The sequence below is a fragment of the Brenneria goodwinii genome (genome assembly GCF_002291445.1).
Classification (GTDB): Bacteria; Pseudomonadota; Gammaproteobacteria; order Enterobacterales; family Enterobacteriaceae; genus Brenneria; species Brenneria goodwinii.
The window spans coordinates 2,247,965-2,269,116 of the sequence record NZ_CP014137.1 but is presented as its reverse complement, the minus strand read 5'-3'; the positions used below and the strand labels follow the sequence as shown (position 1 = coordinate 2,269,116).

Sequence of the window (21,152 nt, the reverse complement as noted above, 5' to 3'; positions counted from 1 at the left end):
GTAAGATAGCGTAATCGCTGTACTGATTATAGAAGTGGTTGGTATAACGGCGGTGAATAATTGCACAATGTGATTCTGTACGCTTTTTGCTCTGGCAAAGTGGATTGTCGTAATATGAAATGGGTAGGCTTATCGGCGCTCAGGTTAACAAAACTATGAATCGTGCTCAATATAATTTTAAAATGAGAAAAAATAAGAAAAAATCAATGTGAACTATTTGACAGCCGCCGCCAAGTGGAGAATAATCCACGCCGTTGGGTCGTTAGCTCAGTTGGTAGAGCAGTTGACTCTTAATCAATTGGTCCGGGGTTCGAGCCCCCGACGACCCACCAACACTCCAATCAGTTGCAACCGTGCGCTGAATCTTGTCTACTGCACTATCAAGTTAATCCTTTATTCTCTGTTATTTGCTTTCATCTATATCCGTCATATTTCAGGTGGCATGCGTGTTGGCTTCCCTTGCTCGATTCAGTCACTTGACTTCAGTATGCTCCTGAGGATTTGCCGTATCGCCGCCTTCGTAACGCGAATTATTTAGGGTGGAACGCATTCGCTTGAAAAATACGCTATTTGAAATAATGTGCTATATGAAATATCCGCAATAATTAATAGGTTTATTATTTATAATATTTTATTTAAACGATAGAGTGTTATTTATTATTATGTTTAATCAAGCTTAAACGGCTGATTAGTTATTTGATTTTTTGATAACTATAAAATAACAAAATACAGTAAATATGCTGTGCGAAGGGCGTCAGGAGAAAATGTGCCGGCGATAGCAGCATAAGGATATCGTGGGGGAAGTGGGGTGGTTGCCATCTTGTTAAGAGGGCGACAGCGGTTTTATCTTATCTAAAGGGTAAAACAGCGGGTGGCCGGGAGCGCCAGAAAAACGCCGTCGGCATCAAAAAGCGCAAAGCCGACGGGAACATGATTCGCGGTTATTGGCGATAGGCGTGTTTGATTTGGTTGATGGTGGTGCTCAACGCCTCGGCCTGTTCTGGGTCTTCCAACTGAGAAATATATTTTTCCATTTTAACGATCACTTTGCCCGCATCAGCCTGCCCAATGGCTTTTAACAACAGTGTAACAGTTGCTTTCAGACAGGTGACTTCGTGCGCTAATGACTCTACGGAAGCGGGAGTGGAAAAATCTACATTGCTCATGTTTTCTCCTTAACAAGAAACGGCAAAAAATGTGTTTTAGTCTGCCCGCCGCTGGCTTAAAAGGACAAGCGGCGGCGACAGTCAGATGGTCGGGAGTATAACATAGTGTCTATTGCTGACGGTCATTATTAATGAGGGATAACTATGTAGTGGATGTTTTTTATGCATTTAACTTGTTTTCAATTGTATTTAATTGCCTGGATTTATATAGTGAGCCTACGGCTGCATGCGGGCGATAGAATACATGAAGCTTTCCTGCGGGTGTTTTCTTGCCGGATAGTGATTATATAATGCAGGCTAGACTGTGAAAAACACTGATATAACAGATAATTGCGGTGTTTTTTATTGTCGTATCGAGAGCAGAACCAATCTATCTCATTGATTGTTGTTCCTTTATCGGTGTTGCAGATGAAAGATGGGTGGGGCTCGGATAGTCAAGAGTCATTATCTGAAATGTTAATAATATGATCAATACACATTTTGAGGACGGTGACATATTGCTATCATCATGATGTGGTTTCTATTGTTTATTGCTGCATGGCATATTTAAAAATACATAATTCATATAAATCCGTATTCATTATTTTTTGAAACCAACGTAGTATCACCTGCAAGCAACTCGTTATGTAAGTGCTACTCCCTTTTTTGGAGAATTATTCTTTGATTAGCGTTTTTCTTGTTGATGACCATGAACTGGTGCGGGCAGGGATACGGCGCATTCTTGACGATATCAAAGGTCTCAAAGTCGTTGGCGAAGTGTCATGTGGTGAAGATGCCGTTAGGTGGTGCCGCAACAATAATGTCGATGTTGTCCTCATGGACATGAATATGCCGGGGATCGGCGGTCTTGAGGCCACGCGAAAAATTCTGCGATTTTCTCCCGATATAAAAGTTATCATGCTAACTATTTATACAGAGAATCCATTACCTGCTAAAGTAATGCAGGCGGGTGCGGCTGGATATGTCAGTAAAGCAGCGGCTCCGCAGGAAGTCATCTGTGCCATTCGGGCCGTGCATGCGGGGAAACGGTATATCGCTTCCGATATTGCGCAGCAAATGGCATTAAGCCAGTTAGAGCCGCAGGCGGAGACACCGCTGGAGTGTTTGTCTGAACGCGAATTGCAGATTATGCTGATGATCACCAAAGGGCAGAAAGTAACAGAAATTTCAGATCAGTTGAATCTGAGCCCGAAAACGGTGAATAGCTACCGTTACCGGATGTTCAATAAACTGAACATCAGTGGTGACGTTGAGCTAACGCATCTGGCGATTCGCCACGGCCTTTTTAATGCGGAGACGTTGTTAAGTAGTGAGTGACAGTTTCAATGCCTCGGCATTTCTCAAGACGGTATCCAGCCAGCCTGGGGTTTACCGTATGTATGATGCCGCGAATACGGTGATCTATGTCGGAAAGGCAAAAGATTTAAAAAAGCGACTCTCCAGCTATTTCCGCAGCAACGTGGCCAGCCGTAAAACAGAGGCTTTGGTAAAAAGTATCAGGCAGATCGATGTAACGATCACGCATACTGAGACCGAAGCGCTATTGCTGGAGCATAACTATATTAAGCTTTATCAGCCACGCTATAACGTGTTACTGCGTGATGATAAATCTTATCCCATGATTTTCCTCAGTTCCGATCAACATCCTCGCCTGGCCGTTCATCGTGGCGCCAAACATGCCAGAGGTGAATATTTCGGGCCATTCCCCAACGGCAATGCGGTACGGGAAACCCTGATGTTGTTGCAAAAGCTGTTCCCGATTCGACAGTGCGAAAACAGCGTGTATCGGAATCGGTCTCGCCCTTGTCTGCAATATCAAATAGGCCGCTGCCTTGGTCCATGTGTTAGCGGGTTGGTTAGCGAAGAAGACTATCGGCAGCAGGTCGACTATGTGCGTCTGTTTTTGTCTGGGAAGGATCAGCAGGTGCTTAATCAGCTCGTTTCACGAATGGAAGCGGCCAGCCGTGAACTGAACTTTGAAGAAGCCGCGCGTATTCGCGATCAAATCCAGGCGGTGCGGCGGGTGACGGAAAAGCAATTTGTCTCCGGCGACAGTGAGGATCTGGATGTCATTGGCGTGGCCTTTGAGGCTGGCATGGCATGTATTCATGTGCTGTTCATTCGTCAGGGAAAGGTGTTGGGCAGCCGAAGTTACTTTCCGAAAGTTCCGGGCGGAACGGAACTGGGGGAAGTGGTACAAACCTTTGTGGGACAGTTTTATCTGCAGGGGAGTTCGGCCCGAACGTTGCCCGCCGAGATCCTGCTTGATTTTGCGCTGCCGGATAAAGATCTGCTTACTGAATCCTTAACCGAGGTGGCTGGGCGCAAAGTACAGATTCAGACCAGGCCTAGAGGCGATCGCGCTCGTTATCTGAAACTGGCGCGAACCAATGCCGCAACCGCACTGGTGACGAAATTGTCACAACAATCAACTATTCATCAGCGATTGTCTGAACTGGCGAAAGTTTTACAATTGCCAGAAATTAATCGCATGGAGTGTTTTGACATCAGTCATACTATGGGAGAGCAGACTGTGGCATCCTGTGTCGTATTCGATGCAAATGGACCGCTGCGTTCAGAATATCGTCGCTATAATATTAGCGGGATTACTCCCGGCGATGATTATGCCGCGATGACGCAGGTTCTGAAGCGTCGTTACGGTAAAGCGTTGGATGACAGTAAAATCCCTGATGTCATCGTTATTGATGGCGGTAAAGGGCAACTCGGTCAGGCCAAAGCGGTGTTTGATTCGCTACAGGTACCCTGGGATAAAAATAAGCCGCTGTTACTTGGCGTTGCTAAGGGTAGCGATCGTAAAGCAGGGCTGGAGACGCTATTCTTTGAAGCCACGGGGGAAGGTATCGCTTTACCTCCTGATTCTCCGGCGTTGCATGTCATTCAGCACATTCGTGACGATTCTCACGATCATGCGATTGGCGGACATCGTAAGAAAAGAGCAAAAGTTAAAAATACCAGTACACTAGAGCTCATTGAAGGCGTCGGGCCTAAACGCCGGCAAACCCTATTGAAGTTCATGGGGGGATTACAGCCTTTAATGAATGCCAGCATTGAGGAAATTGCAAATGTGCCGGGTATTTCATACGCGTTGGCAGAAAAGATCTTCCATGCGTTGAAACACTAGGGACAATGTAGCAACATACTCGTAATATCCACTCCAGCCAAATAGTTATCTAAGCGCTATGCAATTTAATATACCGACGTTGCTGACTTTGTTTCGTGTTGCTTTAATCCCGTTTTTTGTGCTGGCGTTTTATCTTCCATTCGTCTGGGCACCCCTAGTATGTGCAGTCATTTTCGTTTTTGCCGCCGTTACCGACTGGTTTGATGGTTTTCTGGCCCGACGCTGGAAGCAAACTACGCGATTTGGCGCGTTTCTTGACCCTGTTGCCGATAAAGTAATGGTCGCGGTCGCGCTGGTTTTGGTGGCTGAACATTATCATTCCTGGTTGATTACACTACCTGCCGCCACGATGATCGCGCGTGAAATCATTATTTCTGCCTTGCGGGAATGGATGGCTGAGATTGGTAAACGGAGTAGCGTGGCCGTGTCCTGGATTGGCAAGGTAAAGACAACGGCGCAAATGTTGGCTCTGGTGGCTCTGTTATGGCGGCCGGAACGCCTGGTGGAAGGGGCGGGCGTGATCGCTTTGTATGTCGCGGCGGTGTTGACTTTCTGGTCAATGTTTCAATATTTGAACGCGGCAAGACACGATTTGCTTGAACCTTGATCGAAGCGCCTTAAAAACCAGCAAACGAACATACTGAGTGGATAATTCTATTGACTCATTGCGTCAGGTCAGTAGAATGCACCGCATCAACAGCAACGCTGGTTTGCTGAAAGTTAGTAAAAATCAGCATGTTCGTTATGATGCGGGAATAGCTCAGTTGGTAGAGCACGACCTTGCCAAGGTCGGGGTCGCGAGTTCGAGTCTCGTTTCCCGCTCCAATATTTTCAGCAACCAAAGCTGAGAGCGATTTAAAGGTAAGGCGCGTTGGCAGAGTGGCCATGCAGCGGATTGCAAATCCGCCTACCTCGGTTCGACTCCGGGACGCGCCTCCAATTTCTAAGCCCGGGTGGTGGAATCGGTAGACACAAGGGATTTAAAATCCCTCGGCGTACGCGCTGTGCGGGTTCAAGTCCCGCCCCGGGCACCATCGATTAAAATAAAAACAAGAAGTTAGTCAGATATTGATAGCCGCTTAATAAGCGGTTTTTTTGCGTTTGGGAAATGGAAACGCAACCGAATGGTGACCAACCGCAATCCGCCCAAGCAAACCACACAAACAACGTCAGTTATTCGCGATCCGGAAGTAAAAGCCTATGTGCTCTAGGAAGCAAACGGCGTGTGTGAATGCTGCCGCAACCCCGCCCCTTTTGCGCAAGCCGATGGATTACCGTTTCTTGAAGTGCATCATCTTAAGTATCTGGCGAATGGCGGTTCTGATACCGTGGAGAACGCCGCGGCGCTTTGTCCAAACTGTCACCGTGCTATGCATTACGCAGTGAATAAAAATGCATTGCTTGAAAAACTTTACCAGACTATTCCACGACTTGTTAGGGAATGAAAAACGCGTCGCATGGCAAAACTGGCCGTACCAACGTTTACAGCCGTGGGTGACGATCTGCCACATACCGCGGGCAGCCCACACGTCAATCATCTGGAATGCCCTTCTTTTCAAAAGATGCTCAAAGTCGCTACCCGCAAGGCTATCCGGTACTTGTTCTGACGGATAGATGCGGCACAGGTATTCTGCGCTTCATCGTTATTTTTCAGGAGAGATTACCCGGCGTATCCTCTCCGCAAAATCCGGGTAATTATGGTTAAGTTATGCGCTAACAATGCGGGGGAGGGTTACGTGCTATAACACGTGTCGGCAGCTTTTATCCGGTTAATTATTATGGTTTTTTTATTTTCCGGCACAAAAATTTGTCTTTTATTACTCCATCAAAAAAACGGCCTTTAGAGATAACCGATTCAGAGATGAATTTCCCATAAATGCGCTTGGGAACCCCAATGTACTGGTAGATGTCTTTATTATGAAACTCTATTTCAAGAATATGCGTTTCAGGATCGTATCCAACCGAACGAATTCTTGATGATGATACCGATTGCCGCTGCAATGACTCCCCCTCCTTTGTGTGGAACGTTAGGTGGAACTATATAGGATTTTAAGCGCGTCGTGTTGTCAATGATCATGCTTATTTATTGAATCTAGCCAGAGTTTCATCTTGTCGGCGACTCAACCGATGGCTATTTCCATCAGCGGCCGCGAGTGATATGCGGGCGATATCGCCCGCATTCGTGTTGATTAAAACGTTTCCCAATTCGTATTATCGGTACTTGTTTTCTTTGTGGGGGTTGACGGCAGCGTCGGTATTGGCTTTATCGTCTTGTTTCCCGCCTGTTTTTCTGCGGCATCGGAAAGTTTGAAAATAGAGACAATTTCAGTCAAACGGCGCGCTTGTTCTTCAAGTGACGCCGATGCTGCGGTCGATTCCTCAACCAATGCGGCGTTTTGTTGCGTTACGCTATCCATTTCGATCACTGCCTGGCCAACCTGACTAATCCCTTTGCTCTGCTCATTTGAGGCCGACGCAATTTCACCCATGATGTCGGTTACGTTGGTCACGGCTTTCACAATGTTTTCCATGGCGTCGCCGGCCAGTGTTACCTGGCTGGAGCCGGTTTTGACATTATTAACGGATTCATCGATCAATCCTTCAATCTCTTTGGCCGCCTGAGCGCTTCGCTGCGCCAGATTGCGCACTTCGCTGGCGACCACGGCGAATCCGCGTCCTTGTTCTCCGGCTCGTGCCGCTTCTACCGCCGCATTCAACGCGAGAATATTGGTCTGAAAAGCAATACTGTTGATAACACCGATGATATCGGCAATTTTCTGAGAGCTGCTGGTAATTTCTCCCATTGTCTTGATGACGTCATTGACAATATCGCCCCCATTGTTCGCCAGTTTGGACGCATTCTGCGCCAGGACACTGGCCTGACTGGCGTTGTCCGCGTTCTGTTTTACCACGGCGCTCAGTTGTTCCATACTGGCCGCGGTCTGTTCCAATGCCGATGCCTGTTCTTCCGTGCGCGAAGATAAATCTGTGTTACCGGAGGAGATCTCACCAGAACCACGGTAGATCGCGCCCGCACTGTCGCGGATTTCAGATACCGTTGTTACCCAGTTGTTTTGCATCTGCTGGAGGAAAGGAATCAACTGTCCTACGCAGTTTTTGCCTACATCCATAATGTGGGTGTGCAGATGCCCCGTGGAAAGAACCTGAAGGTGCTTTTTAATCAGCTCAAGCGGTTTGACCACGAAAAGGGACAAATAGCGATCGGTGAGCAGCACAATAATCAGGCCGATAACCAGCGCCACAATCAGGATCTTCTGACACCAGTCGACCCAGGTATCGATTCGCGTTTGCGCCTCGGTTTTCAACCCATCGATAACCACATTATATTTTTCGATAGCATCGGTGAAATTTTGGCGTAGAGGCCGATAGGTCTGACTTGCATATTGCACGAAGTCATCAATACGGTCGGCTTTGACGGCTTCATAAAGCGGCAGCACGCCATTAGTGTAAAGCTGGTAGGAGCTGTTATAAATATTGTCAATGGTGGCGGAGTCAATATTGGCATGATCGGTCGTTTTAAACTCATTCAGACCATTTTTGATATTTTCCAACTCGCTGCTAACTAATCGAAGTTCCATATCGACTTCCGCGGCGTTGTTGTTCTGTTTTGCACGGGCGGCGCGTTCAAGGGCGCTGATGATACGATAATAGTGCGCATTAGCGCCATTGATGATATCGCCATTATTTTGCTGCACGTTGGTTAATTTCAACTCAGTGGTTAATTGACTCAGCGAATACAATGCAAACGCAGACACGCCTCCCCAGAGTAGAGAAAATAGTATAAGGATCAGAATCATCATGGTTCTGATTTTAATATTGCGTATAAAACCCATAGTGTAAATCCTGGTGGTTAAATGATAAGACGATTAATCCTAAGAAGACAGGATCGCTATTCGCGTTTCCCTGCAGATGTCAGCATGTCTGTGAATATTCAGCAGGCTGATCAATGGTCCATGACGGTATATCTCTTGCATTTTTGTTATCGGCATACAAAAGGCTAAATTCATGGTATTTACAATTATTTATTCTAATTAGTGTTAACGGTTGTTACAGAAGTGTATAAAAATGAAACGATGATTGATTATTAGCATACTAATATCGGTTAGCATGCTAATAATGAGATGATGAAAAATAGCCTTATCATCGAATAGGCCGCTATTTGAAATGAATAATTATTGTAAAGCGCTACTGCTGAGCGAATTCAATACGATTTCTGCCATTAGCCTTGGCCTGATAAAGCGCGATATCGGCTGCGTTAATTAAATATTCATAATCAGGATGCCCGTTATACATGGCAATACCCGCACTAATGGTAATGGTTACCACTTCATTGTTTTGCAGGCGGATTTTATGGTTCTGAATCTTTTCCCTGAGCCGATCTATAAATGTATAAGCCTCATCTTGCGTGGTTTCGATCAAAACAAACATAAATTCCTCTCCGCCATAGCGAAATATATAATCGCTGCTTCTGGTATTTTCATGAAAAATTTCAGCGGTATTTTTCAACACCGCGTCACCGACTGTATGACCGTAGGTATCGTTAACGACCTTGAAGTGGTCAATGTCGATCATTGCGATGGTCAGCGGTACATTTTTACGCATAGCCAATGAAGTTTCATGCCGTAAAATGGTCGGCAGGAAGCGACGATTCAGTAGAAGTGTTAAGGTATCCTTACCACTTTCCAATTTTTGCACTTCGTCAAATAAGGAATCCATGAATACATGGATCTTATGGATCCGGGTCCTCACCGACTTGAGTAATGGCGCGTACGCCTCCTGCGTCAGAGGAATACTGTTATTGAAATGTCCGATATTTTCATCAACAGCTTTTATCATCTCACTGATGGTTTGCGCGTCCTGAGCATTTCCGAAGGAAGGTTTTCCTTTATGGTTAAACCAGAGGCCAAACTCTGAATCTTCGAACGTTTGCGTAGTGATCAGCGGCGCTCCGGTGGCAACATTGAAAATAAAGGTGTTTTCCCAGTTCAGCAGTGCCGCATTTTGACGTTCCCGTTCGACATCTGCGTTATTCAGCAACGATAACAGACGATATGACTCTTCGCTTTTGGCCGCCGTATCGTGAGAGCTCGAATAGGTTGTGCTCATTATTTCTATTGCGATATCCATGGATATCGATGCAAAGCGTATAGCTTCGAAACAGAGGGATTTGTCGCTGGCTTGTTGCGACACATATTCGTAGAGCTTCCATTTTAAGCGCCGGGCGCCGCGTCCGACCAATTCAATTGGAATGCCTATACGCGCATGAATCAGGCCGATTTTTTTCTGATGGTCGATCAACTCATCCAAATTTTCGCCGGTGTTAGTCAGGATAACTTCAATCCATTTCTGCATAGAAGAGAAAAGTCGGTCATGAACCTGCTGACTTGAGAGAAAATGCGATGCTTCCGGATCCTTTAACATATGTGAATAAAACTCACCCGCCAGAGTAGAAGACTTTTGCTTTGATAGGGTATGCAGCAGACGGAATGCATCTGGAGATGTTATCGATATCAATTTCTTCCATTCGGACAGGATGACTTGATTATCGCTCGTTTCTTCATTTGCTATTTGTCGATTAGAATTCAATAGGTCGTCCAACTTTCAATCTCTTCTACGGCTATGAGTCGTGTTCTAGGGTAGGGGAAGCGATTAGTTTAGCCTGAGTGGCAGGCTATGAAGAGGAATTTCTAAAAGGTATCGGGAATCGTTAAAATAAGTTAACCGCACGTTATGTTCTCCATTTGTTGTTTTTTATCAATGGAAATAATGTCTTATTTGCCGTGTATTTTGAGAAAATGCTATGAAAGTTAATGATTTAGTAACAGTTAAAACAGACGGAAGAGCCCGGAGAGAAGGGGTTATTCTGGCGGTTGAAGAGTTTCAGGAAGGCACGATGTATTTAGTATCGTTGGAAGATTATCCTGCCGGAGTGTGGTTCTTTAACGAAGTTGAGAGCAAAGATGGAACGTTCGTAGAGCTTAAACACCCCTCAGACGAGTAACCCGCAGCAAGTAATGTAATGCGCTATTGTCGGTCAATACCTGCCGCGGACATCAGTCGGTTAAATTAAAAGGTTTCCCAGTTGCCATTACTCGGCGTGGCCTGTTGCCGGGGTAACGCCAGGGAAGAGGGAGCCGGGGTGACCGGTGTTGTTGCTGCTGCTTTGGGCTGCTGGCCGGACAAATTAAATGCTGCCACGGCTCGGGTTAACAATGCCGCTTGCTCTTCCAGAGAGGCCGCCGCCGCGCTGGCCTCTTGCACCAGCGCGGCATTTTGCTGCGTGACGCTGTCCATTTCTGAAATGGCCTGGCTCGCCTGAGTAATCCCCTGTCTTTGTTCGTCAGACGCAGAGGCGATTTCTCCCATAATGTCGGTTACGTTGGTGACCGCATCGACGATTTCTTTCATGGTTTGGCCCGCCTGATCAACCAGTACCGAACCGTTATCAACTAAGCCCACCGATTCCGAGATCAGCGTTTCAATTTCTTTTGCCGCTTGAGCGCTGCGCTGCGCCAGGTTACGCACTTCACCTGCCACAACCGCAAAGCCGCGGCCTTGCTCCCCGGCGCGAGCGGCTTCAACCGCTGCGTTCAGTGCCAGAATATTGGTTTGGAAAGCGATACTGTTAATGACGCTGGTGATTTCAGATATTTTCCTCGAACTTCCTGAAATGTTATTCATGGTATTAACCACGTTAGCAACGATCTCTCCGCCTTTTCGGGCTTTTTGTGATGCATCGGCGGCAAGCTGGCTGGCGTGATGCGCATTCTCAGAGTTCTGCTTCACGGTTGCCGTTAACTGTTCCATACCTGTCGCCGTTTGCTCCAGCGCCGAGGCCTGTTGTTCCGTTCGTGAGGAAAGATCGGTATTGCCGGAGGAAATCTCCGTTGAGCCTTGATAGATGGAGTCGGCACTTTCACGGACGGTTGTTACGGTGGTTATCAGCGAGAGCTGCATCTGTTGAACATTTTCACCTAACGTTCCAATTTCATTCTTGCCGTAACGATCCATCCGTTGGGTGAGGTCTCCTTGCGCGATCCGTTGGATGCGGCTGACTAGCCGGTTCATCGGTTTAATCAGCGCCCGTTGCAGGAGTAAGAATGTCAGCGATGTTAAAATGACAGAGATAGCAAAGCTGACTCCCATCAGCGAATATCCGAGTATGGCGTTGTCATTTGCCGTTTCATTGAGCAATCGCGCGTGCTGCACTCGATAACTTATCGCTTTATCCAGCGGGATGTTATACGCCAGATCCAGCTTGCGCGTTTCTTCGGCTTCATGTGATAGCACCTCCTCAAATAGCCCCTCTTTTGCTGAATTGATCAACGGCAGGATGCCCTGATTGATATAGGCGTCATAGGATTTCCGCAGTTCGGCATCCAAAGCGGCTTCTTGTTCGCTCTTTACTGCGCGCTGTTCATAAAATAGAAAGGCCTGCTTGGCGCGTTCCACTCGTTCCATCGCCAGCTTTAAGTTTTCATTAAAGACATCGGTATCACCAATACGGGCCGCGGCTGAAGCCTGTATCAATAACAAACGGGCGCTACGCAAATGATTGGTGCTGTCGGCAATCTCCATGCGAACATCGCTTTCTTGGGTGATATTTGCCAGTGAACGGTTGCTGCTGTGCAAAAAGTAGCTGGACGTGCCGATCGATAAGGCGAACAGCAGCATAATGCCGCCTAGAATAATGATAAATAAAGGAACCAGTCGTAAATTACTTAACAAACCATTTTTACCCTGTTGCTCAGCTCTTGAATTTATTTTCATATCTATCCGCTCATTTTCAGGAAAAGTCATTATATTTCCCGTGCTACGTGTTGGGTCGCGTGGTGTCTTGAACTCAAATGTATACGCTGATATCAATTGTTTTAAATGTTCAATCTGCAATGTAATCGGCACATATCGGCAAATCTTAATAAAATTCCATGGGATCTCTGTCACGTTTTGAATCTTTCAGAAGAAAGCAATAGCAAATTGCCGAACAATGCACAGAACGATAACTGATTGATGGAAAAATAAAAAAAGTCAGCTTATGCTAGGCATTATGTTGCGTTTGCTTGAGTTTCGGGCCGATTGGTTTGACAATAAGTCCAAACGATAGCTTTTCTGAACGCCGCTGGCTTAATTAGCTGCGTTTTTTGTTTATTGGATGATTGAAAATAGATTGGTTTGTAAATATTTATATTTTAATTGATGTGTTGTCTGGTGTTATATTATTTATTAAATGAAAGTATTTTCATCATTACAATTTTTCTTTTGTGTAATCTATTTTATATAGACAATGAACGCTTATAAAAGTGAATATTACTATTCAGTTTGGATTGATTAACCGCTGGATAGTACCGTATCAATATAGGGTTATGAAACGCCTCATTCGGAACGGGGTCGTCCACCCGCCTGGTGGCGTATAGCGTATTACCGGTTCATGTAACGAATGTAAGTCGATCGTGGTTATGCAAAAGATTTCTTTACGTTTCTTGATGAAAACTGACTGGCATTAAGCTGGAATCGTTAATTATTGTCAGTTTTATGTAAATAATATAAATCTTTGTCTTGAATTATAGTCCCTATGAACTATGTGCTTAATTTTTTTATTTATTTATCATTAGGATACATATTTATGATTGTTTTTTAATCAATTGATGCGCATGTTTGTAACATTTAATATTAGTTTCATGTGTTAAAAGTGAATGATTAAAAGCGATTACCAGATGAAAAGTTGCTCATAGCTCTTCCAATTTTGTGATCCATATCACATAATCACTAAAACTAGTCGTTAGCCGCGTTGTATGTGCTACGGATTAGGCGGTACAGTTGCAGTGCTTTAGGATTAATCCTATGCTGTGGCTTTGAGAAGTAACCTTGAACGATTTTAACGCGCGACGCGAGATGATGAATCGAACGGAGTCGATGCATATGGTGAGGTGGCAGAAGCGTATTCTGTCTAACATAAGTATAAGAATAGATAACCAGTATTTGGCAGTTATGTTTTATGCCGTTCACGGACAGTGATTTTTAAACCGGGCGATATGCTCTATCACCTGACTTATGTTTTAAACGTAGCCTGTTGGGATGGGAAATATGGGTACCTCTGAATTACTCAAACACATTTATGACATTAATCTGTCTTATTTGTTACTGGCTCAGCGTTTAATTAATGACGAAAAGGCTTCGGCCATGTTTCGTTTAGGCATTGATGAAGAGATGGCCGATATGCTGATGAATCTCACTTTGCCTCAGATGGTTAAATTGGCTGAAACTAATCAACTGATATGTCATTTCCGTTTTAACGATCACAATACAATCAAACTCTTGACTCAGGAATCGCGTGTGGATGATCTGCAACAGATACATACCGGTATTCTGCTGTCGAGTCATTTATTACAACAGTTAGCTTCGAAAGAAGAAAACCTGCCTAAAAAAAGGGCATTGTAATGGCGGAAAAAAGCATCGTTCAGGAAGCGAAAGACATCCAAATGGCAATGGAGCTCATTTCTCTGGGAGCCCGTTTGCAGATGTTGGAAAGTGAAACACAGTTAAGCCGTGGTCGCTTAATTAAATTATATAAAGAACTCAGGGGGAGCCCGCCGCCTAAAGGGATGCTACCGTTTTCAACGGATTGGTTTATGACCTGGGAACAAAATATTCATTCTTCAATGTTCTACAATGCTTATAGTTTTTTGCAAAAAAATGGGCAATGCAGTGGTGTTGAGGCCGTGATTAAAGCCTATCGTCTATATCTGGAACAATGCCCTCCACAAAATGATACGCCATTGCTGGCGTTAACGCGCGCATGGACATTAGTTCGTTTTGTCGACAGCGGTATGCTGCAACTCTCCGAATGTAACTGCTGTAATGGTATGTTTATCACCCACGCTCATCAGCCGAAAAACAGTTTTGTTTGTAGCTTGTGTCAACCCCCTTCCCGAGCCGTAAAAAGACGTAAACTTTCGCAAAATCTTGCCGATATTATACCTCAACTGCTGGATGAACAGGTAAAACACGCAGTCTGAGCTTGGTAGCGATTTGTGAATCTATCACTGTTTGTTATTGAGGGCAGTGATAGATTTCTCCTCAAGTAATTCCTGGCTTTATACCGCTGCGTTTTTATCTAATCTTCCGCCTACCTTTTTTTATAAGGAATTCTTGTGCTGGTTATATTGGGTTATCTCGTAACAGTGGGGTCGATACTTGGCGGTTATCTCATGGTCGGTGGACACCTGGGGGCGCTTTATCAACCTTCTGAAGTGTTGATTATCGCTGGGGCCGCTCTGGGGGCTTTTATTGTCGGCAACAATGGCAAAGCGATAAAGGCAACAGGACGAGCTTTACCTCTGCTGGTGAAAGGATCGAAATACAATAAAAACCTGTATATGGATCTTATGGCGCTGCTTTTCCGTTTGATGGCCAAATCGCGTCAGCAGGGGATGCTCTCTTTAGAGGCTGATATTGATAATCCCCAGGAAAGTGAAATTTTTTCCAGCTACCCCAGTCTTATGGCTGACGCCAATATCATTGAATTTGTTACCGATTATCTTCGCCTGATGGTAAGCGGCAACATGAACGCGTTTGAAATTGAAACGCTGATGGATGAAGAAATTGAGACCGTTGAGCATGAAAGCGATGTGCCGGCAAACAGTCTCGCCACCGTGGGCGATGCCTTGCCGGCGTTCGGTATCGTGGCGGCGGTTATGGGCGTTGTTCACTCTTTGGCTTATGTTGACCGTCCTGCGGCAGAACTGGGCATGATGATCGCTCACGCCATGGTGGGAACCTTCCTGGGGATTCTGCTGGCTTATGGGTTCGTCTCGCCATTGTCAACATTGCTGCGTCAGAAAAATGCAGAAAAAATAAAGGTTTTGCAGTGTGTGAAGGTCACGTTGCTATCCAGTCTTAACGGTTATGCGCCGCAAATTGCCGTTGAGTTTGGGCGTAAGACGCTGTATTCCACAGAACGACCGACTTTTGTTGAGTTGGAAGAGCATATACGCCGCGTGAAAGCGCCAGCTCAACAGAAAACATCGGAAAATGACGCATGAAACATCAGCATCCCATTATTCGTAAAAAGCGCAAATCCGGGCATGCCGGTCATCACGGCGGTTCCTGGAAAATTGCTTATGCTGATTTTATGACGGCGATGATGGCATTGTTTCTGGTGATGTGGTTGATAGCCATTTCCACGCCAATGCAGCTTGCCCAGATAGCGGAGTATTTCCGTACTCCGCTGAAAATAGCCTTAACCGGCGGCAGTCAATCCAGTGAAAGCGAAAGCCTGATTCCGGGCGGCGGCGATGACCCGACCCAGCAGCAAGGGGAAGTTAAAAAGAACATCAAGATCGATTCGCCGGAAAGGCGGCTGGATGAGATCCGCTTGAATCGTCTGCGTGAAAGGTTGGATCAGCTTATCGAATCTGATCCCAGGTTGCGTGCCTTGCGCCCCCACTTGCTGATTGAAATGGTTGATGAGGGGTTGCGTATACAGATTATTGATAGCCAAAACCGTCCGATGTTTAAAACGGGCAGCGCGCAGGTAGAGCCTTATATGAGGGATATCCTGCGCGCTATTGCGCCTATTTTGAATGATATTCCGAACAAACTGAGTATTTCCGGGCATACCGATGATGTTCCCTATGCCATGGGAGAACGTGGCTATAGCAACTGGGAGCTATCGGCCGATCGCGCCAACGCTTCGCGTCGGGAGTTGCTTATCGGTGGTTTGTCCGAGGGTAAAGTTCTGCGGGTTGTTGGTATGGCGTCGACCATGAGTTTGAAACAGGCCGCCGACGGCAGCGCCGATATTAACCGTCGAATAAGTTTGCTGGTGTTGACCCAGGAAGCGCAGAGGAATATCGAACACGAAAATGCCGAAAAAACGGCGTCGGATGTTGAGTCGGCAGAGGATTTACGAAATATGGAGTTGGAAAATCCTAAACCTGCCAGTCCATCTGCCGACAATAGTAATAATATGGATGAAAAGGGCGAAACTTCGCCACAACCCGTAAATGGAGTTCCTGCTCCAGAGCGTCAACAGCCGACTACCGAGTTGCCTGCGGCGCCGGACAGTCAGGCGACGCCTTCTCAATAAGCCGCGATTCACAGCAGAGGTGACCACGTGAGCATGGACATGAGTGCTTTCTATCAAACATTCTTTGATGAAGCAGACGAATTACTGGCGGATATGGAACAGCATTTGTTGTTGCTCGATCCCCAAGCACCCGATACAGAACAAATGAATGCCATTTTTCGGGCGGCACACTCGATAAAAGGTGGCGCCGGGACATTTGGCTTTACTGTCTTACAGGAAACAACGCATCTTTTAGAAAACCTACTAGATGGTGCAAGACGTGGTGAAATGCGCCTTAGCACTGACATCATCAACCTGTTTTTGGAAACTAAAGACATTATGCAGGATCAGTTGGACGCCTATAAAACCGCGCAGGAGCCCAATGCCGAGAGCTTTGAATATATCTGTCAGGCCCTGCGCCAACTGGCACTGGAGTCTCAGGCAGAAAGTGCAGCATCTCAGACGGCTACCGTAACCACAGCTGAGAGTAAACCGGCTGTGACTGACGCGCCTGCGGCGGGATTAGGGCAGGGGGAGATGCGTATCGCGCTCACCGGCCTTAAGCCGCAGGAAGTCCCTCAGATGCTCGAAGAACTCGGCAACCTGGGTACGGTGAAAGATCCTCATCAAACGGATAACAGTCTGGAGGTGACGTTAGAAACGTCGGCCAGTGAAGATGATATCAGCGCGGTTTTGTGTTTCGTGTTGGAGCCAGAACAAATCAATTTCCATCCGTCGGCAACGTCCGGCCAGCCTGAAAAAGCAGAAGCAGAAGCAGAAGCAGAAGCGAAACCGGCTGTGGATACGCCGGTGATGCAGGCCGTACCTGCAACACCGGCTCCCGCTCCGGCCGCAGCGCCTGCGGCTAAACCGCATCCCGCCCCCAGCGCGCGCCACAAGACGGGCGACACCAGTATTCGTGTTGCGGTAGAAAAGGTGGACCAGTTGATCAACCTGGTTGGTGAGTTGGTGATTACCCAATCCATGCTGGCTCAGCGCTCGAGCGAACTGGATCCTGTCGCCCATGGCGACTTGCTGAACAGCATGGGTCAGTTGGAACGCAACGCCCGTGATTTGCAAGAATCCGTGATGTCTATCCGTATGATGCCGATGGAATATGTTTTCAGCCGCTTCCCGCGTTTGGTTCGCGATCTGGCCGCCAAGCTGGATAAAAAGGTGGAACTGACGTTATTGGGCAGTTCTACCGAGTTGGATAAGAGTCTGATCGAACGTATTATCGACCCGCTTACCCATCTGGTGCGCAACAGCCTTGACCACGGTATCGAATCGCCGGAGAAACGCATTGCGGCGGGTAAAACGGAAGTCGGTAATCTGACGCTGTCGGCTGAACATCAGGGCGGTAACATCTGTATTGAAGTTATTGACGACGGCGCCGGTCTTAATCGTGAAAAGATTTTGGCGAAAGCGCACTCCCAGGGGTTAGCCGTAAGCGACAACATGTCTGATGAGGAAGTCGGCATGTTGATCTTCGCGCCTGGTTTCTCGACCGCGGAGAAAGTGACCGATGTTTCTGGTCGCGGCGTTGGTATGGATGTGGTGAAACGGAATATTCAGGAAATGGGCGGTCATGTTGAAATCTATTTCCAGGCGGGGAAAGGTACGACTATCCGAATTTTGTTGCCATTGACCCTGGCTATCCTTGACGGCATGTCTGTGAAGGTCAACAACGAGGTCTTCATCCTGCCGCTTAACGCTGTTATGGAATCGTTACAACCGCAGGCCGAAGATTTATATCCTCTGGCCGGTGGCGAACGTGTTTTGCAAGTGCGCGGCGAGTATCTACCTTTGGTCGAACTGTTCCATATCTTTGATGTGGATGGCGCGAAAACCGATCCAACCCAGGGCATTGTCGTGATATTGCAAAGCGCGGGACGTCGTTATGCACTGTTGGTGGATCAACTAATCGGGCAGCATCAGGTGGTCGTTAAAAACCTGGAAAGTAATTATCGCAAGGTGCCAGGCGTTTCCGCCGCTACTATTTTGGGTGACGGCAGTGTTGCGCTGATTGTGGATGTTTCAGCGTTACAGGCGCTTAATCGGGAAAAACGCGTGGTTGAAACCGCAGCTTAACAATACATAGAAGGTTGATAAAAAGTGGAAAACATGACTGGACTTGCAAACGTCACGAAGCTGACGGGTGAAACTGTAGGACAGGAGTTCTTAATTTTTACTCTGGGTGATGAAGAATATGGCGTTGATATCTTAAAGGTGCAGGAAATCCGAGGTTATGATCAGGTAACCCGCATTGCCAATACCCCGGCCTTTATTAAAGGCGTCACTAATCTGCGTGGCGTAATCGTGCCCATTGTCGATCTGCGTATTAAATTTGCTCAGCAGGAAGTCGATTACGACGACAATACCGTCGTTATCGTTTTAAATCTCGGACAGCGGGTTGTCGGGATCGTCGTTGATGGCGTATCCGATGTGCTTTCCTTGACAGCCGATCAAATTCGTCCGGCGCCGGAATTCGCCGTCACTCTATCAACGGAATACCTGACGGGATTGGGTTCGTTAGGTGAAAGAATGCTGATCCTGGTTGATATTGAAAAACTGCTTAGCAGTGAAGAAATGGCGCTGGTCGACAGCGTGACGAAAGTCTGAGTTATTCGCTTATCTGTGGGGCCATCTGCGGCCCCACGCTTTCCCTCTTTTGCGCCCCTCCTAATTCGAAAAATCGTAAAGATATTCGAAACCATGCCGATACTACCAAGTGCTACTACTAGCAAAAGTTGATCTACTCAAGGGAAATGACATGTTCAGTCGTATAAAAGTTGTGACAAGTTTGATTCTTATCTTGGCTTTTTTTGGCGCACTTCAGCTGATTTCAGCAGGTTTATTCTTTAGCTCATTAAAAACAGATAACGAGATTTTTAGTTCAACACAGGTTATTAATCAGAAAAAATCAGAATTAGATGCCACATGGTCATATTTATTACAAACGCGAAATACGCTAAACCGGGCAGGTATTCGCATTGCGCTGGACAAAGAAGGACAAGGTACCGGCGCGGCTTTTGATGAATTGCTCGCTTTGGCTAAATCACAACTGAATTCTGCGAACGAGCACTTTAGTCATTATGAGAAAATGGCGCTTGTTACGCATCAGGATCCGACCGTTGCCAGTGCGGTGAAAGAAAACTATGTGGCGCTGCATCAAGCCCTGGCAGAGCTGGCCCAGTTTCTTTCCAACGATGAATTTGAAAAATTTGTCGAACAGCCTACGCAGGCATTCCAGGACAATTTTGAAAAGGCGTATTACGCCTATCAGGCAGACAGTGAGAAGTTATATCGCACGGGCATTGCAGAAAACAAAGCTGCTTACGATTCAGCGCTTTGGGTATTAGGCACCATCATTGTTTTGGTCCTGATTTTGGTGTTGATGGCTTGGTTCGGCATCCAAAAACTCATAACCCGGCCACTTCATGCCATCGTTGAACATATTCGTCTGCTTGCCCGAGGGGATCTGACGAAAACGATCGACTTCCACAGCAAAAACGAAATGGGCGTGGTGGCCGACAGCCTGCGAAATATGCAGAGTGAATTTGTTACCACGGTAAGCGCGGTGCGTCACGGAACAGATGCCATTTATACCGGCGCCACTGAAATTAGTGCGGGCAATAACGATCTTTCCTCTCGTACCGAACAGCAGGCCGCTTCACTGGAAGAAACCGCTGCCAGCATGGAGCAATTGACCTCGACGGTGAAACAGAACGCCGAGAATGCCCGGCAGGCGAGCCAGTTGGCGTTAAGCGCATCGGAAACGGCGCAGAAGGGAGGGAAAGTGGTCGATAATGTTGTTAAAACGATGCACAACATTGCGGGCAGCTCGCAAAAAATTGCCGATATTACCAGTGTGATTGACGGCATTGCTTTCCAGACCAATATTCTGGCTCTGAACGCGGCGGTTGAAGCCGCCCGCGCCGGGGAACAAGGCCGTGGCTTTGCGGTTGTGGCGGGAGAGGTGCGTAACCTGGCGCAACGCAGCGCTCAGGCGGCAAAAGAAATTAAGGGTTTGATTGAAGATTCTGTAAATCGTGTCGATGAAGGTTCTGTACTGGTTGAAAGTGCAGGGGAAACGATGGCGGAAATTGTCAGTGCGGTCACTCGGGTTACTGACATCATGGGCGAGATTGCCTCCGCTTCCGATGAACAAAGCAAAGGCATCGATCAGGTCAGTCAGGCCGTTACGGAAATGGATAGCGTAACGCAGCAAAACGCCGCCTTAGTTGAGCAGTCCGCTTCCGCCGCCGTGGCGTTGGAAGAGCAGGTAAGGATTCTCAACCAGGCTGTTGCGGTATTTCGTATTCCTGATGCCAATGGGAGCCTGTACCGGGCGCCGCAAACGGAAAACCGTCAGAAACCGGCGCTGTTAGCCGTTGCTGAGAACGGTGATAAGAATAGGAAAGAAAACCAATCAGCGGAGAACTGGGAAACATTCTAATAAGACTCGCGCTTTGTGGATACGGCCAAAATGCCGCCCTGGTCTTGTTATGAACGTTTGCGCATTTGACGAGTTTGTCAGCCGTGTCCCCCCAGGCTCTTTATGAAGTTGTTTGTGGGTAATTGAGTAAGTCGTGCAAGCTGTTACTGAGATGGATAGAACCACCTAGCAGAATGCAGCGTTAGTAGAACACGTGTCGCGGTCGGTTCCGAAAGTGAACGGCCCGCGGCACTGACCAATACAGAGTCAGATTTTTAATCTTGCATTACAACAAGATGAACATCTGATAAATGATAA

Annotated in this window: 17 protein-coding genes and 4 tRNA genes; 16 read left to right on the top strand and 5 right to left on the bottom strand. The window is 46.8% G+C overall.

What is annotated here, in order from left to right; genetic code table 11:
* Positions 1 to 256 precede the first annotated feature (256 nt).
* A tRNA-Lys gene (locus ACN28R_RS10220) sits at positions 257 to 332 on the top strand.
* Positions 333 to 941: 609 nt separating this feature from the next.
* On the opposite strand, the gene ACN28R_RS10215 is transcribed toward ACN28R_RS10220, so the two are convergent.
* A complete protein-coding gene (locus tag ACN28R_RS10215) occupies positions 942 to 1,166 on the bottom strand; it encodes a DUF2594 family protein (protein ID WP_048639352.1) in 225 nt (74 codons plus the stop codon).
* Between the two features lie 660 nt (positions 1,167 to 1,826).
* Here ACN28R_RS10215 and uvrY point away from each other — a divergent pair.
* The 7 genes from uvrY to ACN28R_RS10180 all read left to right on the top strand — a co-directional run bounded on the left by uvrY (position 1,827) and on the right by ACN28R_RS10180 (position 5,753).
* Positions 1,827 to 2,483, top strand: a complete 657-nt coding sequence (uvrY, locus tag ACN28R_RS10210) for a UvrY/SirA/GacA family response regulator transcription factor (protein ID WP_095834313.1) — start codon at positions 1,827 to 1,829, stop codon at positions 2,481 to 2,483.
* A complete protein-coding gene (gene uvrC, locus ACN28R_RS10205) occupies positions 2,476 to 4,308 on the top strand; it encodes an excinuclease ABC subunit UvrC (protein ID WP_048639350.1) in 1,833 nt (610 codons plus the stop codon). Before uvrY ends, uvrC begins: the two co-directional genes overlap by 8 nt.
* A gap of 58 nt (positions 4,309 to 4,366) precedes the next feature.
* Positions 4,367 to 4,915, top strand: a complete 549-nt coding sequence (gene pgsA, locus ACN28R_RS10200) for a CDP-diacylglycerol--glycerol-3-phosphate 3-phosphatidyltransferase (RefSeq protein ID WP_048639349.1) — start codon at positions 4,367 to 4,369, stop codon at positions 4,913 to 4,915.
* Between the two features lie 142 nt (positions 4,916 to 5,057).
* Positions 5,058 to 5,133 (top strand) — tRNA-Gly (locus ACN28R_RS10195).
* 40 nt (positions 5,134 to 5,173) lie between these two features.
* Positions 5,174 to 5,247 (top strand) — tRNA-Cys (locus ACN28R_RS10190).
* An 8-nt stretch (positions 5,248 to 5,255) separates the two neighbouring features.
* Positions 5,256 to 5,342 (top strand) — tRNA-Leu (locus ACN28R_RS10185).
* Between the two features lie 189 nt (positions 5,343 to 5,531).
* Positions 5,532 to 5,753, top strand: a complete 222-nt coding sequence (locus ACN28R_RS10180; protein ID WP_072065904.1) for an HNH endonuclease — start codon at positions 5,532 to 5,534, stop codon at positions 5,751 to 5,753.
* A 331-nt stretch (positions 5,754 to 6,084) separates the two neighbouring features.
* On the opposite strand, the gene ACN28R_RS10175 is transcribed toward ACN28R_RS10180, so the two are convergent.
* The 3 genes from ACN28R_RS10175 to ACN28R_RS10165 form a co-directional block, all read right to left on the bottom strand.
* Entirely contained in the window at positions 6,085 to 6,309 is a 225-nt protein-coding gene (locus ACN28R_RS10175; RefSeq protein ID WP_072065903.1) for a KTSC domain-containing protein, read from the bottom strand.
* A 188-nt stretch (positions 6,310 to 6,497) separates the two neighbouring features.
* On the bottom strand, positions 6,498 to 8,162 hold the full coding sequence (locus tag ACN28R_RS10170) for a methyl-accepting chemotaxis protein (protein WP_048639347.1): 1,665 nt from the start codon (positions 8,160 to 8,162) through the stop codon (positions 6,498 to 6,500).
* Between the two features lie 352 nt (positions 8,163 to 8,514).
* Positions 8,515 to 9,927: a diguanylate cyclase gene (locus tag ACN28R_RS10165; protein ID WP_095834312.1), complete on the bottom strand. Its 1,413-nt coding sequence runs from the start codon at positions 9,925 to 9,927 to the stop codon at positions 8,515 to 8,517.
* Between the two features lie 202 nt (positions 9,928 to 10,129).
* Here ACN28R_RS10165 and dsrB point away from each other — a divergent pair, with 202 nt between their 5' ends.
* A complete protein-coding gene (gene dsrB, locus ACN28R_RS10160; protein WP_048639345.1) occupies positions 10,130 to 10,330 on the top strand; it encodes a protein DsrB in 201 nt (66 codons plus the stop codon).
* 65 nt (positions 10,331 to 10,395) lie between these two features.
* Here the strand turns inward: dsrB and ACN28R_RS10155 are convergent, their stop codons facing one another.
* Positions 10,396 to 12,099, bottom strand: coding sequence for a methyl-accepting chemotaxis protein (locus ACN28R_RS10155; protein ID WP_095834311.1), 1,704 nt, complete (start codon positions 12,097 to 12,099; stop codon positions 10,396 to 10,398).
* 1,314 nt (positions 12,100 to 13,413) lie between these two features.
* Here ACN28R_RS10155 and flhD point away from each other — a divergent pair.
* From flhD to ACN28R_RS10120, 7 genes are all read left to right on the top strand, one after another.
* Positions 13,414 to 13,767 carry a flagellar transcriptional regulator FlhD gene (flhD, locus tag ACN28R_RS10150; protein ID WP_048639344.1) on the top strand — a complete coding sequence of 118 codons (354 nt, stop codon included), beginning with the start codon at positions 13,414 to 13,416 and terminating at the stop codon, positions 13,765 to 13,767.
* The gene (gene flhC / locus ACN28R_RS10145) at positions 13,767 to 14,345 is read left to right on the top strand and encodes a flagellar transcriptional regulator FlhC (protein ID WP_048639343.1); all 579 of its coding nucleotides are present in this window, start codon (positions 13,767 to 13,769) and stop codon (positions 14,343 to 14,345) included. Before flhD ends, flhC begins: the two co-directional genes overlap by 1 nt.
* Before the next feature lie 135 nt (positions 14,346 to 14,480).
* On the top strand, positions 14,481 to 15,371 hold the full coding sequence (gene motA, locus ACN28R_RS10140) for a flagellar motor stator protein MotA (protein WP_095834310.1): 891 nt from the start codon (positions 14,481 to 14,483) through the stop codon (positions 15,369 to 15,371).
* On the top strand, positions 15,368 to 16,417 hold the full coding sequence (gene motB / locus ACN28R_RS10135; protein WP_048639341.1) for a flagellar motor protein MotB: 1,050 nt from the start codon (positions 15,368 to 15,370) through the stop codon (positions 16,415 to 16,417). The genes motA and motB overlap by 4 nt, the downstream gene beginning before the upstream one ends.
* A 39-nt stretch (positions 16,418 to 16,456) precedes the next feature.
* On the top strand, positions 16,457 to 18,487 hold the full coding sequence (gene cheA / locus ACN28R_RS10130) for a chemotaxis protein CheA (RefSeq protein ID WP_183092128.1): 2,031 nt from the start codon (positions 16,457 to 16,459) through the stop codon (positions 18,485 to 18,487).
* 33 nt (positions 18,488 to 18,520) lie between these two features.
* Positions 18,521 to 19,018, top strand: coding sequence for a chemotaxis protein CheW (gene cheW, locus ACN28R_RS10125; RefSeq protein WP_048639339.1), 498 nt, complete (start codon positions 18,521 to 18,523; stop codon positions 19,016 to 19,018).
* A gap of 151 nt (positions 19,019 to 19,169) precedes the next feature.
* Positions 19,170 to 20,855 carry a methyl-accepting chemotaxis protein gene (locus ACN28R_RS10120; RefSeq protein WP_095834308.1) on the top strand — a complete coding sequence of 562 codons (1,686 nt, stop codon included), beginning with the start codon at positions 19,170 to 19,172 and terminating at the stop codon, positions 20,853 to 20,855.
* Positions 20,856 to 21,152 lie beyond the last annotated feature (297 nt).